Source organism: Streptococcus oralis, assembly GCF_021497885.1.
GTDB classification, from domain to species: domain Bacteria; phylum Bacillota; class Bacilli; order Lactobacillales; family Streptococcaceae; genus Streptococcus; species Streptococcus oralis_BQ.
Genome location: NZ_CP046523.1, coordinates 33665 through 49906, shown reverse-complemented (window position 1 = coordinate 49906; position 16242 = coordinate 33665). Strand labels below are relative to the sequence as shown.

Sequence of the window (16242 nt, the reverse complement as noted above, 5' to 3'; positions counted from 1 at the left end):
ATATCACAAACGTTCGTTTTAATCTTGTTTCACTTAGCATTTTAAACCAAAAAAGGAAAGAAACTGTTTTCTTCCCTTTTGTATTCTTAATGTCTAAAATGTCTCACTCCTGTGAAGACCATAGTCAAGCCGTATTTGTCAGCAGCTTCGATGGATTCTTGGTCACGGACAGAGCCACCTGGTTGGATGATGGCCTTGATACCGGCTTTGGCGATTTCTTCCACGTTATCCGCAAATGGGAAGAAGGCATCAGAAGCAAGAACAGCGCCGTCAAGGCGGTCTTTAGCTTGTTCGATGGCGATACGGACTGAAGCCACACGGTTGGTTTGACCAGGGCCAACGCCAAGTGTCATGTGGTCATTGGTCACGATGATTCCGTTTGATTTGACGTACTTGATGGCTTTCCAAGCGAACTCAAGGGCCGTCGCCTCTGTCTCGGTTGGCTGGCGCTTGGTCACCACTTGCCAGTCAGCTGGGCTTTCCTTGACCACGTCTTGATTTTGAACGAGGAGCCCACCGACTACACCTGTGTATTCTGCCTCTACCTCACTAGCATCTTGAGCATCAAATGGCAAGGCAAGGATGCGCAAGTTTTTCTTTTTATTGGTTAAAATGGCTAGCGCTTCATCCGTATAGCTCGGTGCGATGATGATCTCGAGGAAAACGCCGTGCATCTTCTCAGCTGTCGCAGCATCCACCTCACGGTTAAGGACGACAATTCCACCAAAGATAGACACTGGGTCAGACTCATAAGCATAATCCCAAGCAGTTTCGATGTCATCAGCTTGACCAATTCCACATGGGTTCATGTGTTTGAGAGCCACAACGGTTGGACGGTCTTTGAAATCACGAATGATACGAATCGCCGCATCAGCGTCACGAATATTGTTAAAGGACAATTCCTTACCGTTGAGCTGTTTCGCTGATGCAATGGAGTAATCCGTTGGCAAGGCTTTTTGATAGAAATCGGCATCCTGCTGAGGATTTTCCCCATAACGCATTGGTTGCTTCAGGTCATAGGTCAAAGTGAGCTTTTCAGGTTTTTCTTCACCCACTTGAGCTGTGAAGTATTCTGCAATCAAGGCATCATAAGCTGCTGTGTGACGGAAAACCTTGGCTGCCAAACGTTGACGAGTTTCATAAGTCGTTTCACCATTTGCTGCCAATTCATCAAGCACCACTGCATAGTCAGCTGGGTCTACAACAACCGTTACGCTGGCGTGGTTTTTAGCTGCTGAACGAAGCATGGATGGCCCACCGATATCGATATTTTCAACTGCGTCAGCGTACGTCACGTCTGGTTTGAGAATCGTTTCCTTGAATGGGTAAAGGTTGACTACAACAAGGTCAATCAATTCAATCTTATTGTCCTTAGCAGCCTCTAGATGGCGATCAAGGTCACGACGAGCGAGGAGACCACCGTGAATATTTGGATGGAGAGTCTTAACACGACCGTCCATCATTTCTGGGAAACCAGTTACATCATCGATGGCAACAGTCTCCACCCCAGAATTATCAAGGGCAACCTTGGTCCCACCTGTCGAGATGATATCCCAACCAAGTTTTTTAAGTTCTTGGGCAAATTCAACAATGCCCGTTTTGTCTGAGACGCTGATTAAGGCGCGTTTAGTCATGTTTTTTCCTTTCATTGTATCAAGAGGTGCTTTCACATCATTTAAACTAAAGACTGGCGATCATAGTCTGTAAGCTGATTCCCAAGTTCTTTTAACAGTTTTCTGACCTCAAGCTTACTAGTTTCACTTTCGTACACACTTCGCAGTTCGGCATCTGTCGCACCAATTAAGGTTACAAATTCCACTTTTCCATGCGGAGTATCTAGAGACTTAGCTAAATCATCAGCAGCAGTCAAGAACCCTGTCAGACTAGATTTCTGTTGGGCATCAATTCCTACCGTTTGCTTGGTATAAATGTATTCTTCTGGCAAAACCACTTTACCTGTTTGAAAAATATATCTTGCTACATACTGCAACAAGCCACAGCCATTTTTTATTTCTTCTTCGTCGTCACTATTCGATTTCTTTAACTTAAAGGTTAATTCAATCCCATAACCACTGTATTTAGGGTCCGAGCTTTCTTTTGTGTATAACTTCGACAAACCATAGCCAACAAAATGCCAAAAATCTCCCGCATCATAAACACTGATGCCATCAAGCGGATCTGGACCACAAAACATATATTTGACAAGCGTTCCATAATGCCGAGGATTGGGCTGATCAGGATAAAGACGATCAAATTCTGCATCGATGGCTTCCCATCCTGGAGCGCTATCATCTGTATTTTCAGATTTGATAACAATCTTTCCCTCATCTCTAGTTGACGTCTCTTCGCTAGAAGGTTTTTTCTTAAAAAATCAAACAAACCCATAAATTTCTCCTTAGCAGATAACTTTTAATCCTTGCCACAAAATCATCCATGACTTCCTTCTTATTTTCGTGCAACTCCCAAGCTATCCAGCACCTCTGGATACAACTTATACTCCGCTTCATGAATGCGAGCTTCAAATCTTTCGATAGTATCATCAGCTAGACGTGGCACACGGACTTGTTTGATGACCTTGCCTGTATCCACACCAGAGTCCACCCAGTGAATGGTAACGCCACTCTCAGCAACCCCGGCATTCCAAGCATCCTCTATCCCATGAGCTCCTGGAAATTCTGGCAGGTAGGCTGGGTGAATGTTTATGATACGACCTTCGTAGGAAGCTAGCAAGGTGGGCCCAACGATTTTCATGTAGCCGGCGAGGCAAACCAAGTCAATCTGATGTTCTTCCAAGAGTTCGACAAGAGCTGCTTCGTAGTCCGCCTTGTTCTCAAACTCCTTGAGTTCAAAAGCATAGGACAGGACGCCGAGCTTGTCTGCACGTTCCAGCACATAGGCGTCACGATGGTCTGAAAAGACAAATTCCACCGGAAACTCTTCGGCAATCACCTGAAAATTTGAGCCATTACCAGAGGCAAAAACCGCTATTTTTTTCATTTGATGATGACACTTTCGTTTTCTTTCTTGACGATGCGACCAATTTCATAGACTGGTTCATCCAACAAATCCTTGACACGACCTACATTTTCAGGGCTAACTGCCAGCATGAGTCCCACACCCATATTGAAGATTTCAAACATTTCTTCATGCTTGATTTGACCGTATTTTTCAAGAGCTTTGAAAATCGGAAGCACTGGAACCTTGTCTTCTTCAATTTCCGCAGCTAGGTCATCCGCAAACATACGAGGGACATTCTCGATAAAGCCACCACCAGTGATATGGGCAATACCGTTGACCAACTCTTCTTTGATGAGCGGTAAGACAGCCTTGACATAGATACGAGTCGGCTCAAGCAGGACTTCCTTGAGTTTCTTGCCTTCCAATTCTGGCAAGACTTCCTCACCTGTATAGTCGGCAAAGACACGACGAACAAGTGAGTAACCATTTGAGTGAATCCCACTTGAAGCAAGCCCGAGAAGAACATCGCCTTCTGCCACCTTTGAGCCGTCAATGATTTGAGATTTTTCAGCCACACCAACTGCAAAACCAGCCAAGTCGTAGTCATCTTCGCCATACATACCAGGCATTTCAGCCGTTTCCCCACCGATGAGGGCAGCGCCTGCCTGCACACAACCTTCTGCCACACCAGCGACGACTTGTTCTAGCTTGGCTGGTTCATTCTTCCCTGTCGCCACATAGTCGAGGAAGTAAAGAGGCTCCGCACCTGCAGCAATAATATCGTTGACACACATAGCCACACAGTCCTGCCCGATGGTATCGTGCTTGTCGTACTTGATAGCCAGCATGAGCTTGGTTCCGACACCGTCAGTCCCTGAGATCAAGACCGGCTCTTTGACACCTGTCTTTGAAAGGTCAAACATGCCACCGAAACCACCAAGAGCTCCCATGACACCCGCACGCTCCGTGCGAGCCACATGTTTTTTTATTCGTTCAACTACTTCATAACCCGCTTCAACATCCACACCAGACTGCGCATAAGCATTTTTATTCGTCATTTTGTTCATTCCTTTCCTTTAATGGAAAATCGTTATCCGCCTATTTGTAAAAACTGGTCTTTTCTTCCAAACTTCTACGATATTCTTCCTCATAGTCGTAGAGAGGAGTTGGGTAGTCGCCGTCAAAGTAAGCGACACAGAGACCACCGTTCGGAGCATCTGTTTCAATACCAATCGAATCAATCAAACCTTCAACAGAAAGATAGGTCAGGCTATCCGCACCAATGATTTGGCGAGTTTCTTCGACCGTATGATTGGCAGCAATCAGCTCCTGACGAGTCTGGATATCAATCCCGTAGAAACATGGATAAGCTAGCGCAGGACTTCCAATAGCAACGTGAACCTCAGAAGCACCCGCTTCTTTCAAAAGCTGAACGATACGGCGAGAGGTTGTCCCACGAACAATGGAATCATCAATCATGACCACACGTTTGCCTTTGACAACACCCGAAACGGCAGACAGTTTCATCCGTACCCCTTGCTCCCGCAATTCTTGAGTCGGTTGGATAAAGGTTCGTTGCGTGTATTGGTTTTTAATCAGCCCCATTTCATTTGGCAGACCAGACTCTTCCGCAAATCCCATGGCTGCGCTGAGTGATGAATTTGGCACACCGACCACTATATCCGCTTCATGCTTAAATTCACGCGCCAATTGAGCTCCCATACGTTTGCGAGCTGTATGGACATTGACACCGTGGATATTGGAATCGGGGCGAGCAAAATAGATATACTCCATAGAGCAAATCGCCAACTGTGTATCATCTGTATAGCTATCATACTGGATGCCCTTATCATCAATGATCACAATCTCTCCAGGCTTCAAATCTCGAATCCACTCAGCACCAATAACTTCAAAAGCACAGGTTTCGGAGGAAACCACTACCGCTCCGTTGGTCATTTTCCCAATCGAAAGCGGACGGAAGCCATTAGGATCAAGCGCCGCAATCAACTTGTCCTCAAACAGCAGGATATAAGCAAATCCACCTTTTACAAGGCTGAGCGCCTCTTTGATTTTGCCCATCAAGTTCGGATTGTGACTCCGACGAATGAGGTGGGCCAAGATTTCCGAGTCCGAAGTTGAACTGAAAATTGCTCCTCTTTGTTCCAATTCTTTCTTGAGCGATTCGGCATTGGTCAAGTTTCCGTTATGAGCAAGTCCAAACTGCATATCATGAAAGCGAAAGAGGAAGGGCTGGATGTTGTCCACAGAAGCTTCGCCAGCAGTCGCGTAACGAACATGCCCAATCGCGCTCGTTCCAGTCAGTTTATCCAAATTAGCTGGGTTTCTGAACACTTCTGATAAAAGCCCCATGTCACGATGACGCTTCAATTGCCCCTGATCATTGGAGAGGATTCCTGCCCCCTCCTGACCACGGTGCTGAAGACTGTGGAGACCAAAATAGGTTAATTTAGCAGCATCTGGATGTCCCCAGATACCGAAAACACCACATTCTTCATTAAGAGATTTTACTTCGTATGTCATTTTTTATACCTTTTATTTCTCTGTGAAATAACGCACAGCCGACGCGAACAGGTGCTGGTCTTTATTTCCTGGGATGTTTTGGAAAAGATCGTCTTCATAACGTTCTGAGTGTCCCATTTTACCGATGATTTGACCATTCTTGCTGGTAATTCCTTCGATGGCATTTACAGAACCATTCGGATTGTACTTAGAATCCATACTTGGTTTGCCGTCAAAGTCAACGTATTGGCTAAAGATTTGTCCATTGTCACGGAGCTCTGCAAATTCTTCAGCCGTCACGACAAATTTCCCTTCACCGTGCGATACTGGAATGGCATGGATATCGCCCACTTGCACACCAGCCAACCATGGCGAGTTGGTATTGGCAATCCGAGTTTCCACCATCTTAGCCACGTGTTGGTTGGCATCATTGTAGAAGAGGGTTGGACTCGTACTGCTGGCATCCTCGAAGTTTCCGTATGGAAGAAGACCTGATTTGACCAAGGCCTGGAACCCATTACAGATACCGATAATCAAGCCACCACGAGCGATAAAGCTATCAATGGCTGCACGCACTTTTTCATTAAGAAGGATATTGACAATAAACTTAGCTGATCCATCCGGCTCATCCGCAGCTGAGAAGCCACCTGCAAAGAAGAGGATGTTAGCCTTGCCGATGTTGTCAACCATGGTTTCAACTGACTTGACAATAGCTTCTTCATTCAAGGTCACAAATGGTACCAAGTTAACCTCTGAACCTTCTTTTTCGAAGGCCTTAGCTGAGTCATATTCTGAGTTGGTACCTGGGAAGACTGGGATGTAAACCACAGGTTTTTCAATAGTTTCCTTGGCTTTGATGACTGCGTCAGAAGCGACAGCTGGAACTTCTTCCAGTTCTTTGGCTTGTGCAAATTCTGTTGGGTAAACTTCTTCCAGTTTCCCTTGGAAGGCACTGTCAAGTTTGTGTCCATCTAGCTTCACACCGTTGACAAGGAGTGTAAAGTCTGCGCTTGTTTGTCCAATCTTCTCTACTCCAGCAATTTCTTCAGGAGATGTGAAGACAAATCCGCCCAATTGAGCTGTCAAAGCTGTTTCAAGTTCAGGCAAGGTCACCTCTGCACCGATATGGTTCCCAAAGGTAGCAAGAGCCAAGCTTTCAACGACACCACCGTATTTGACAGCTGATGCAGATGTTACTTTGTGGGCCTCTTGAAGGGCTTCAAACTGAGCGAAGTTAGACTTGATAAGATCAAAGTCAATCTCTTGTGCTAGAGCTTGACCTGGGATGTAGTAGATGTTTTCACCAGCAGTCTTGAACTCAGGAGAGAGCACCTTGCGGCTATCTGCTGTCGTCACCCCAAAAGCAACCAAGGTTGGTGGTACGGTTAATTCTTCAAAGGTACCAGACATAGAGTCCTTACCACCGATAGATGGCAAGCCAAGTTGGATTTGTGCTTCGATAGAGCCTAGAAGAGCTGCTACTGGCTGACCAAAGCGCTCAGCTTGTTTGTCCATCCGCTCGAAATACTCTTGGTAAGAGAAGCGAGCCTTAGACCAGTTTGCACCAGCAGCCACCAAACGAGCAGTCGCTTCGATGACCGCATAGGCAGCACCGTGGTATGGAGACCATTCTGCCACATATGGATTGAATCCTTGCGCCATGACAGACGCAGTATTGGTCACCCCGTGCTGAACTGGCAATTTCTGGACAGATGCCTCAGTTGGTGTGAGTTGGTAGCGACCGCCAAGTGGGTGATTGACTGTAGAACGACCGACCGAACAGTCAAAGATGGTTTGCAAGCCTTTTTGACTCGCATGGTTGAGGTCAGACAGAACTGCAAGGGTATCTGCTTCAAGTGTGTCAGCATTGGTTGTGCGTTCTTCTGGAAGTTTGGCATCCTTGTCCACAACCTTGGCATCAACGACTACACGCACACCGTTTGTATCAAGAAAACGACGTTCCAAGTCGACAATCGTTTCGCCATTCCAGTGCATGACAAGATTTGGTTTTTCAGTCACTGTCGCAACCACAACCGCGTCAATATTTTCTTTATTACATTCTGCAACGAAAGCATCTACATCCTTAGGACGAACCACAACTGCCATCCGTTCTTGTGATTCAGAGATAGCAATTTCTGTCCCGTTCAAGCCTTGGTATTTAAGAGGAACCTTATTAAGGTCGATTTCAAGACCGTCTGCCAATTCACCGATAGCCACACAGACACCACCAGCTCCAAAGTCGTTGGATTTCTTGATAAGACGAGTGACATCTCCATTACGGAAAAGACGTTGGATCTTGCGTTCTTCGATGGCATTCCCTTTTTGAACCTCAGCACCAGCAGTCTCTACAGACTCAACCGTTTGAACCTTAGAAGACCCCGTAGCACCACCGACTCCATCACGGCCAGTCTTGCCACCTAGCAAGATAATCACATCACCGGCTTCTGGTTTTTCACGGACAACATTGCCCTTAGGAGCTGCACCAACAACGGCACCAAGCTCCATACGTTTAGCTACAAAGCCTGGGTGGAAATATTCACGAACGTAAGTCGTCGCCAGACCAATCTGGTTCCCATATGAAGAATAACCATGAGCCGCTGTCTTCGAAATGACTTGTTGTGGCAATTTACCAGCGCGCGTTTCTGAAATCGGAGCTGTAATGTCACCCGCACCTGAGATACGCATGGCTTGGTAAACGTAGGAACGGCCTGACAATGGGTCACGAATGGCGCCACCGATACAAGTAGCTGCACCACCAAATGGCTCAATTTCCGTTGGGTGGTTGTGGGTTTCGTTTTTGAACATGAGGAGCCAAGGTTCCTTGACACCATCAACGTCCACTTCGATTTCAACCGAGCAGGCATTGATTTCGTCAGACACTTCCATATCGTCCAAACGACCATTAGCACGCTCATAACGACCAAAAATAGTCGCCATATCCATCAAGGTTTGTGGCTTTTCAGACCGACCTAGTTCCTCACGCATGGCAATATACTTGTCATAAGTCGCCTGCAATTGCTTTTGGAATTTAGAAGCTGAGAAATCAATCTGTTTCAACTCTGTCTCAAAAGTCGTGTGACGGCAGTGGTCGGACCAATAAGTGTCCAAAACCTTCAGCTCTGTTTCCGTTGGCACGCGCCCGATTGACTTGAAGTAGTCTTGGATAAAGAGCAAATCATCCACTTCCATGGCCATCCCTTGTTCGGCCTTGTAGCGGGCAAAGTCTTCTGCCGTATAGCTTTCAAAGAAAGTCAATTTAGGAATGGTCTTGTCTGACTCAGAAAATTCCTGCTTGGCAATCCCTGTCGTGATGTCCTTGAAACGAGAATCAACTGGATTGAGCAAGTAGTTCTTGACCGCCTCTAACTCAGTCGCATCAATATCTTTATTGACCAGATAAAGTTGGGCTGTATTGACCGTCACATCACTCGAACTTCCCAGCAAAAGCAAGGCTTCCTGTGAAGAAGCTGCACGTTGGTCAAACTGCCCTGGCAGGCTTTCAATGGCAAAGAAAGCATAGTTGGCAAGATCCGCTTGCACAGCCGCTTCATCCAAGACATGGTCGGTCACCTGCTCAGAGAAGATGTGTTTCTCTGCAGGCTCAAACAAGTCCTCTGCCAAATCAAAGACATCATAAACCTGCACGATGCGAATACTTTTCAAAGTTGACAATCCCAAGTTGTGTTGGAGTTCTCTTACCAAACTCTCTGACTTGACCTGAAAATCAGCCTTTTTTTCAACAAAAATACGTTTATCCATCAATTCTTATTCCTTTATTTCAGCTCTTGCAAACAGATTATTTCAATTCCTGCAATTTCTCCCAGACAACTTCATAAACATCTGTCAATTCTCCGAGACCTCTACGGAAAACATCCTTGTCCATGTGGTTGCCGTCAGCGTCCCAAAGTCGACAGTTATCTGGTGAAAATTCGTCTGCCAAGATAATCTTACCATCCTTGTCAAAACCGAACTCTAGCTTAAAGTCAATCAATTTAAGTCCAATCTCAGCAAACCAAGCTTTCAAAAGTTCATTGATACGACGCGTTTCTTCCTTCAAGTAAGCAATCTGCTGGTCATCAGCAATTTTAAGGAATTTCACATGCTCGTCATTGATAAATGGATCATCCAAATCATCATTTTTATAGTAAAATTCAACGATCGGAGTCTCAAATGCGATGCCCTCATCAACGCCAAAACGTTTTGAAAAGGAACCAGCCGTGTAGTTGCGAAGCACAACCTCCAAAGGAATGATCTCAACTTTTTTATTGAGTTGTTCCGTGTCTGAAAGTTTCTCCACAAAGTGAGTCGCCACACCAGCAGCATTTAATTTCTCAAAAATAAAAGATGAAATCTGATTATTCAAGACTCCCTTGCCCGCAATCTGCTCCTTCTTGACACCGTTGAAAGCAGTCGCCTGGTCCTTGTAAGTTGAAATAATGAGATTTTCATCCTCAGTTGTATAGATATCCTTGGCTTTTCCCGAATAGATCAGTTTTTTTGACATTTTAAAGTTCGCCTTTCGTATTTCTTTACTTCATTCTACTACAAAATAACGGAAATAGCAAGAATTTGCGAACGACAGCGAAGGTAGCTCTTTTTAACATTAAGAAAAACTGTAAAATCAAAACATTTTACAGTTTTAAAAGTATAATATTGCATTAAAAACAAACATTATTCTCTGTTTAAAAATTGATCCCAATAATAGCGGAAATAACTTTTCTTTCCTGTGATTAGTGTCAAACGTCCTTCTGAACCGTAGCGAAGCTCTTCTGCTTGTTCAGGAGTCAGACTTGTCTCCGCCTCTATTTTAAAGAAATTTCCCTTTTCAGTCTTGGTAGCTGTCGCATCAATATTCGTAATCGCAGAAACAAGAATAAGTTCTTTGTTGGCATCCTTGGTTGTAGTAAAGCGAACAGAATCACCTACTTTGAGTCTTGCAACATCTTTCGAACTGAGATAAGCTGTGAGTTTGGTTTTGCCTTCTCTTTCCAAGGCCGGGTACAGTTGGGCTAGCAGGGTCCCTTCTGCAACCATCGTAGAATCACTGGTTTCAGGATTAAGGTGAAGCACCCCATCCTCACTTGCTGTAATTTTCCCCTTGTCCAGCAGACCTCCTTGGACTTTCTTACCCGACTCTGCTTCTAAAATTTTCTGATCCAAAAGGGTTAATTCCTGACCGACTTTGACTAGGTGCTGGGACTTAAGGGATTCAAGCTGACTATCCAGTCCACTTGCGTAGGCTTGTTGAGCTCCAGATCCCGCATACTGTACACGATAAGTAGCTAAACTAGACTCTAGCTGGCTAATTTGGGCATCCACCTGTGCAATAACTTGTGATTTAGCTTGCGGATCTTCTCCAGCTTGGTTTTTATAGGTCTGATAGAAAGAGTAGGCTGGATTCTGACTATCTAGTTGATCTCCCTTTTCAATCGCCGACTTAGCTGTTTTGTAGTCTCGGATTTTATCCTCTGTTTGGCTGATAAGATTGCCAATCTCGGCCTGGCTCTGACTTGCTGCCGCATTCTGCGAGGAGATGTTGGCATTTTGCTGCGAAACATTGCTCCTAAGACTACTAGCTTGGCTGAGATAGTCTCTAAACATCTCCTGATAACCAAACTTATCCGCCTCTGGAAATTGATCGCTCCCCTCTTTCAAACTGGATTGCAAATACCCCAACTGCTTTTTTTGATCCTTTAGCATCTCCAATTGACTGGCATATGCCTCTACCTGGACAGCCTCCGCCCCTTGCTGGTACTGAACGAGTAGTTCCCCCTGCTTGACCAACTTGTTTTCTTCCAGATAATTGGCCACGATGCGTTGATTGCTAGTCGACTGGATATTGGCAATAATCCGACTAGGTTCGACTGTCGCTCTGGTAGACAAACTAATCTCTTTCTCTGCAAAAACTGCAAATCCCAGTAAAAACATGAGCAGAAGTGACATAGGTAAAATCACCCGACTGGAAAAATTATGGTAACGACGATTATAAAACTCCGCACTTTCTAAAAATTCTGGTTTCATCTTCTCCTCTTTCTAGCTATTCACCAAATGGGCATAAAAACCATCTTGAGCAAGCAAGTCTGCATGGGTGCCCTCTTCGACAATCTTGCCCTGATTCAGAACAACAACCTTTTCTGTCCGCTCAGCAATAGTCAAGCGGTGGGCAATGAAAATCAAGGTCTTATCCAAAGCCATGAGATTATCGACAATCCGCTTCTCTGTCAAGATATCCAGACTGCTGGTCGCCTCATCCAATATCAGAACAGGCGCATCCGTTAAAAGAGCACGCGCCAGAGCAATTCGCTGCCGTTGCCCCCCAGAAATACCTGCTCCATCCGAAGTCAATTCTGTCTGATAATTCAGTGGCATGCGCTCGATATCCTCCCGAATTTCAGTCAATTCAACTGCTCGTAAGATATCTTCCTGTGTCGTCCCTTCCTTGGCTCCAAGGAGAAGATTCTCCAAAATCGTTCCGTTAAAGACATAGGGCTGTTGAGGTAGATAGTTTATATACTGGCGCAAGGCTTTTTTATCAATCTGATTAAGATTGACACCGCCCAGACTAATCTCTCCCTGACTAGGGTCGTAAAAGTTAACCATCATCTTGGCCAAGGTCGTCTTACCTGACCCTGAAATCCCCACAAAAGCTACTTTAGAACCTTGGGGAATCATCAAATTGATATCCGACAAGACGTCACGACCATAGCCATACTTATAGTGGACTTGTTTAAAGGTCACATCTCCCTTCATCATGCTCAAATCTTCGACTGTTTTCTTCTCCTCAAACTCCGAAGCTACTAGATAGACTTCGTTAAGACGATTATTAGCAACCTGCGCTGTCTGAAGTTTGGTTTGCAGGTTGATGATATTTTCCAAAGGGTTGGTAAAGTAAACAAGCAAAGTATTATAGGTAATCAGCTGACCCAAACTCATTTTCCCATCCATGACAAGAACTGCTCCCATCCAGAGAACGGCAACATTGAGCAGGAGCTGAGCAACTTTTTTCAATGCCTTTTGCTGACTTTCTGCCCGACTATAGGTAAAAGATTTTTTCAGATAAGCTACAAATTCCTTATCAATCTTTTGATAGCGTGAACTTTCACTAGTCAAAGATTTAATAGTCTCAATACCGTTGATGTCCTCGATGATAGAAGAAGACAGAACTGCATTGGCTTCCATAGTGTCCCGATTCATCTTTTCAAAAGGCTTCATAAAGGCAAAGATAATCACTGTATAGATGGGAAGTGCAAGCAGACTAATGAAAAAGAGCGTCATATTTTGTGAAAACAAGACAAGCGAAATAATCAAAATCGTCGACACATCTAAAAAGATAGACAAGATGGTCGAAGCTAGCGCATCAATGATACTATTAGCATCCGTAAAACGAGATACAATCTCTCCTGTCCTGCGTGTCGCAAAAAAGGACATCGGCAGGTGAAAAACATGCTTGATGTAGGACAAAATCACGTCAATTGACAAGCGTTGCCCAAGGACCAGCAAGAGATACTCCTGAGCATAAGACAAAATCTGCTGGAGAATATAGACGATGACCAAACCAATAGAAATAATTCCTAGCGTCGTACGCATCTGGTCTGGTACGTAACTATCAATGATGGACTGAAGATAATAAGAACCTACAATGTTGATCAGGGTTACCAAGAGTGTCGCTAGGACGATATTGGTAATTAAGCCACGCTGTTTGAGTAAGATTGGCAAGAAGGATAGGAGCCCCTGTTTTTTCTCCTTATGGGGCTTATAGTCCGGAGATGGCGCCATAAAGAGACTGATCCCTGTCCACTCTTGCGCAAATCGCTCACGGGAAATCTTGGTCAGCTTGACACCAGGATCTGGATCAGCGATATGGATGTGCTTTTTATCCTGACCTGTCACCACATAGTAGTGGAGCAATTTCCCTTCCTTAAGCACATGAGCCACAAAGGGAAAGGTCAAATCTGGCAAGTCAAAGAGCGTCATATCCGCCTTGATAGCTCGCGTCTCAAAGCCAATTTCCTCTGCCACCTTTACAAGACCCAAAGCAGTTGTCCCATCCATGGTCGTCTTAGCTAGTTCTCGTAGATGAGCCAAAGAGTAATAACTACCGTAGTAACCAAAGACCATAGCCAAGGAAGCCACGCCACAATCCATCTGATCCACCTGAGGACGGTAGTGCCTTTTCTTAAATTTCATATCCTTCTCCTTTTTTCTAACAATCTCTTAAAAGCTTTGTAAGATTATTTTAACCAAACAAGTAAGAAATAAGGGAATTATTTCTGAAAAAACAATATCCACGCCTAAACAGCACTTTTTGTCAAAGAAAATAGGCAGAACAAGAGTCCTGTCTAGAACATTCAATTACAGAGATTTCTTACCTTTCCCACTTCTTTTGTGAATGGTGTACAAAACGATAATCGAAAACAGCGGTGGTACAATATAACTCTTTTCACTCATTGTCAGCTGAAATCCCAGGGTTGCTAGTATCCCAAAGATGAAAATATTCATCAAAAATAGGAAAATAAATACAAGAATAGATTTTAAAATCTTAGTCATTTTCGCCCTCATTTCCTTCTTTAGCCGTTATTTTCTGGATAGTATGGTATTTTACCGCTATATAAATGATTAAAAGAAGTAGGGGATAAGAGAACAAGTCTGAAACTTCCATAAAATTTACACTACACTTTCCTGGTAATAGATTATAGTCCATTAAAACTTGCAGGATAGGTAGTACAATGCGTACTAGTAGAAGCCCTCCTAATAACATCACTTCTTTTTTAACATACAGACACCTTCCTCACTAAATGTAGATTACGGTTCATTGGTCTAACACTCCAATATTTCTCTTATACTGAAGCTACAGAAATCAGACTCATGTTGTCATCGTTTATTATCTTTTTCTTCACTTCTATAAAGTAAGATAAAGATCATCAAGAATAATGAAATCGTAGGTATATCAAGATATTCAAACCATGTAGGTAGGTTTATTTTGTTTACATCAGCCAAGATTCTAATAATTAGATAAGCCATCGAGCTAAACAATACAGTGGTCTCTGGCCAAACTTTTCCTAGTAATTGAACAACTTTCATCCCGAACTCCAATCTGATGGTCCATCAATTCCCAATCGTACTTTCTTTTGTTTCGTACTTATATCCTACATAAAACAGACCAAGCAGAATTGGATAGGTTTCTGGATAAAACAAGGTATTGATCGGTTTTTTCAAAATCAAATACGTTGCGATGTAGATAATGAGTGATACAATAAAATATCCCTCAGCAAATCCTAATAAGAATTTTTTCATGGTAGACTCCTATTTACCTGATAAGAAAGGTGGAAAAACTCCGCCATTCACATGCACAAAATCCTTTTCATTCAGATTCATCATTTATGGTTTTGATTATCTTTTGACAAATCTTTGCAAAAAATACCAAAATAGCCTGAAGCAAGCAAGCCAACTAAAGTCCATTGCCAATCAAAGGATACTAATGAACCTGTACGAATCACATGGAGCGCGAGATTAAGAGCTATTGCCAACAAAGGAACTATAGTGGCTAGTTTAGGTAACAATGTATTGAGATTAAGGTTGTGATTCATGGTTAATTTCCCTACATACTTTATCCCAAATTTTTAGCTTAGCGTCTACTTCCTAGATAACGCCCATACATATAAGAAGCTACTCCTAATACACCCCAAGCTATTGCTGTGGAAGTAGTAACAATGAAGCCTCCCTCAGTAACAGATAAGTCTGCTTCTGTCATGATGTCAAATTTTTCATCCAGTTTTTTCATTTTTCTCTCTCCTTTTTAAATAATACTGGCTAATCCAATAGCTACTCCAACCAAAAGCCCTACTATTCCTGAAGCTGATATAATAATTACTGCAAATTCTTCTGAAATCTTCATTTATTTCTCCATTTTTTATTGGTAGTAACTAAAAGATGACTATTCAATAGTATTTGCCACACACTAACAATAGTTCTCTTTAAACCTTGTCTTTACCTGAATCCAAATAACTCATCATTAAAATAAGGATTGGAATCCATAATTCTGAGCCTACATACTGATCAACTTTAAAGGGAATTACATTTAAATCACCCAGCACACAGAGTGCTCCAAAAATGATTAAAAGCACACCTATTACATTTTTTAGATTTTTCATACCTGATCACTTTTTATCCAAACCTACGTTTTAAATCTTGCCCGATCAATCTACCGCCAAGGAAAATAGTCACTCCTATACCAATCGTAGCTAATGTGATCACGCCTCCATCAGTATTCATTAATTCGTCTTCTGTCAACTCTGGCCAATTATTTAAATTATTCATATTCATTTTATCCTCCTATTATCACATAAAGTATCCCCAAGCAATACCGCCAATAAGTAGGATGCCCCCTACTACCACAGCAGTAACAGAACCCCCATTCACATCCATCAACTCTTCTTCTGTAAGAGCTACAAAGTTCTGTTCCATTTTGTCAAAATTTGTCATTTGTTTTCTCCTTTATTTCTATTTTTTAGTTTACGGTTTCTAGGCTTTAAACCATTTTAAAATCCAGATTGGAAAAATAACTGAAATCATTTTTTCTCTCCTTCCTTTTCTTCTTACCTATCTATTCGAAAAACAATTCGAAAATGAACAACTGTTTCATTTTTATTTTAAAAACCACTTGATGTACCATGGATACAAGATTGGCATGTACATGAACGTTCCTCCTTTTTTCTTTCTCATCTCTATATTCGCAATTTCTACAAAAAAGTTTAACGTTTTTCT

Annotated in this window: 16 protein-coding genes and 1 pseudogene; all 17 read right to left on the bottom strand. The window is 43.2% G+C overall.

Annotated features, from left to right (window positions below):
- Positions 1-86 precede the first annotated feature (86 nt).
- Positions 87-1634 (bottom strand): bifunctional phosphoribosylaminoimidazolecarboxamide formyltransferase/IMP cyclohydrolase, encoded by a 1548-nt coding sequence (gene purH / locus GOM48_RS00265; protein ID WP_235097648.1) that lies wholly within the window; start codon positions 1632-1634, stop codon positions 87-89.
- Positions 1635-1675: 41 nt separating this feature from the next.
- Positions 1676-2385, bottom strand: a pseudogene (locus tag GOM48_RS00260) (suppressor of fused domain protein).
- Positions 2386-2445: 60 nt separating this feature from the next.
- Positions 2446-2997, bottom strand: a complete 552-nt coding sequence (gene purN / locus GOM48_RS00255; protein ID WP_235097646.1) for a phosphoribosylglycinamide formyltransferase — start codon at positions 2995-2997, stop codon at positions 2446-2448.
- Positions 2994-4016, bottom strand: a complete 1023-nt coding sequence (purM, locus tag GOM48_RS00250; RefSeq protein ID WP_235097645.1) for a phosphoribosylformylglycinamidine cyclo-ligase — start codon at positions 4014-4016, stop codon at positions 2994-2996. The genes purN and purM overlap by 4 nt, the downstream gene beginning before the upstream one ends.
- 40 nt (positions 4017-4056) lie before the next feature.
- A complete protein-coding gene (gene purF / locus GOM48_RS00245; RefSeq protein WP_235097642.1) occupies positions 4057-5499 on the bottom strand; it encodes an amidophosphoribosyltransferase in 1443 nt (480 codons plus the stop codon).
- A gap of 12 nt (positions 5500-5511) precedes the next feature.
- On the bottom strand, positions 5512-9237 hold the full coding sequence (locus GOM48_RS00240; RefSeq protein ID WP_235097640.1) for a phosphoribosylformylglycinamidine synthase: 3726 nt from the start codon (positions 9235-9237) through the stop codon (positions 5512-5514).
- A 37-nt stretch (positions 9238-9274) separates the two neighbouring features.
- Positions 9275-9982, bottom strand: coding sequence for a phosphoribosylaminoimidazolesuccinocarboxamide synthase (gene purC / locus GOM48_RS00235; RefSeq protein ID WP_000038498.1), 708 nt, complete (start codon positions 9980-9982; stop codon positions 9275-9277).
- 167 nt (positions 9983-10149) lie between these two features.
- Complete coding sequence (gene comB / locus GOM48_RS00230) at positions 10150-11499, bottom strand: competence pheromone export protein ComB (protein WP_235097638.1); 1350 nt, start codon at positions 11497-11499, stop codon at positions 10150-10152.
- 12 nt (positions 11500-11511) lie between these two features.
- Positions 11512-13665 (bottom strand): peptide cleavage/export ABC transporter ComA, encoded by a 2154-nt coding sequence (gene comA, locus GOM48_RS00225; protein WP_235097636.1) that lies wholly within the window; start codon positions 13663-13665, stop codon positions 11512-11514.
- A gap of 165 nt (positions 13666-13830) precedes the next feature.
- Positions 13831-14025 (bottom strand): hypothetical protein, encoded by a 195-nt coding sequence (locus tag GOM48_RS00220; protein WP_235097634.1) that lies wholly within the window; start codon positions 14023-14025, stop codon positions 13831-13833.
- 324 nt (positions 14026-14349) lie between these two features.
- The gene (locus GOM48_RS00215) at positions 14350-14559 is read right to left on the bottom strand and encodes a bacteriocin immunity protein (protein WP_235097632.1); all 210 of its coding nucleotides are present in this window, start codon (positions 14557-14559) and stop codon (positions 14350-14352) included.
- A 24-nt stretch (positions 14560-14583) separates the two neighbouring features.
- A complete protein-coding gene (locus GOM48_RS00210) occupies positions 14584-14772 on the bottom strand; it encodes a hypothetical protein (RefSeq protein WP_131200675.1) in 189 nt (62 codons plus the stop codon).
- Positions 14773-14852: 80 nt separating this feature from the next.
- Complete coding sequence (locus GOM48_RS00205; protein WP_235097630.1) at positions 14853-15065, bottom strand: bacteriocin immunity protein; 213 nt, start codon at positions 15063-15065, stop codon at positions 14853-14855.
- A gap of 38 nt (positions 15066-15103) precedes the next feature.
- Complete coding sequence (locus tag GOM48_RS00200; protein WP_000732133.1) at positions 15104-15259, bottom strand: hypothetical protein; 156 nt, start codon at positions 15257-15259, stop codon at positions 15104-15106.
- Positions 15260-15452: 193 nt separating this feature from the next.
- Complete coding sequence (locus GOM48_RS00195) at positions 15453-15629, bottom strand: hypothetical protein (protein WP_235097628.1); 177 nt, start codon at positions 15627-15629, stop codon at positions 15453-15455.
- A 13-nt stretch (positions 15630-15642) separates the two neighbouring features.
- Positions 15643-15801, bottom strand: coding sequence for a class IIb bacteriocin, lactobin A/cerein 7B family (locus GOM48_RS00190; RefSeq protein WP_235097627.1), 159 nt, complete (start codon positions 15799-15801; stop codon positions 15643-15645).
- 15 nt (positions 15802-15816) lie between these two features.
- Complete coding sequence (locus GOM48_RS00185) at positions 15817-15960, bottom strand: class IIb bacteriocin, lactobin A/cerein 7B family (protein WP_235097625.1); 144 nt, start codon at positions 15958-15960, stop codon at positions 15817-15819.
- Positions 15961-16242: the final 282 nt, after the last annotated feature.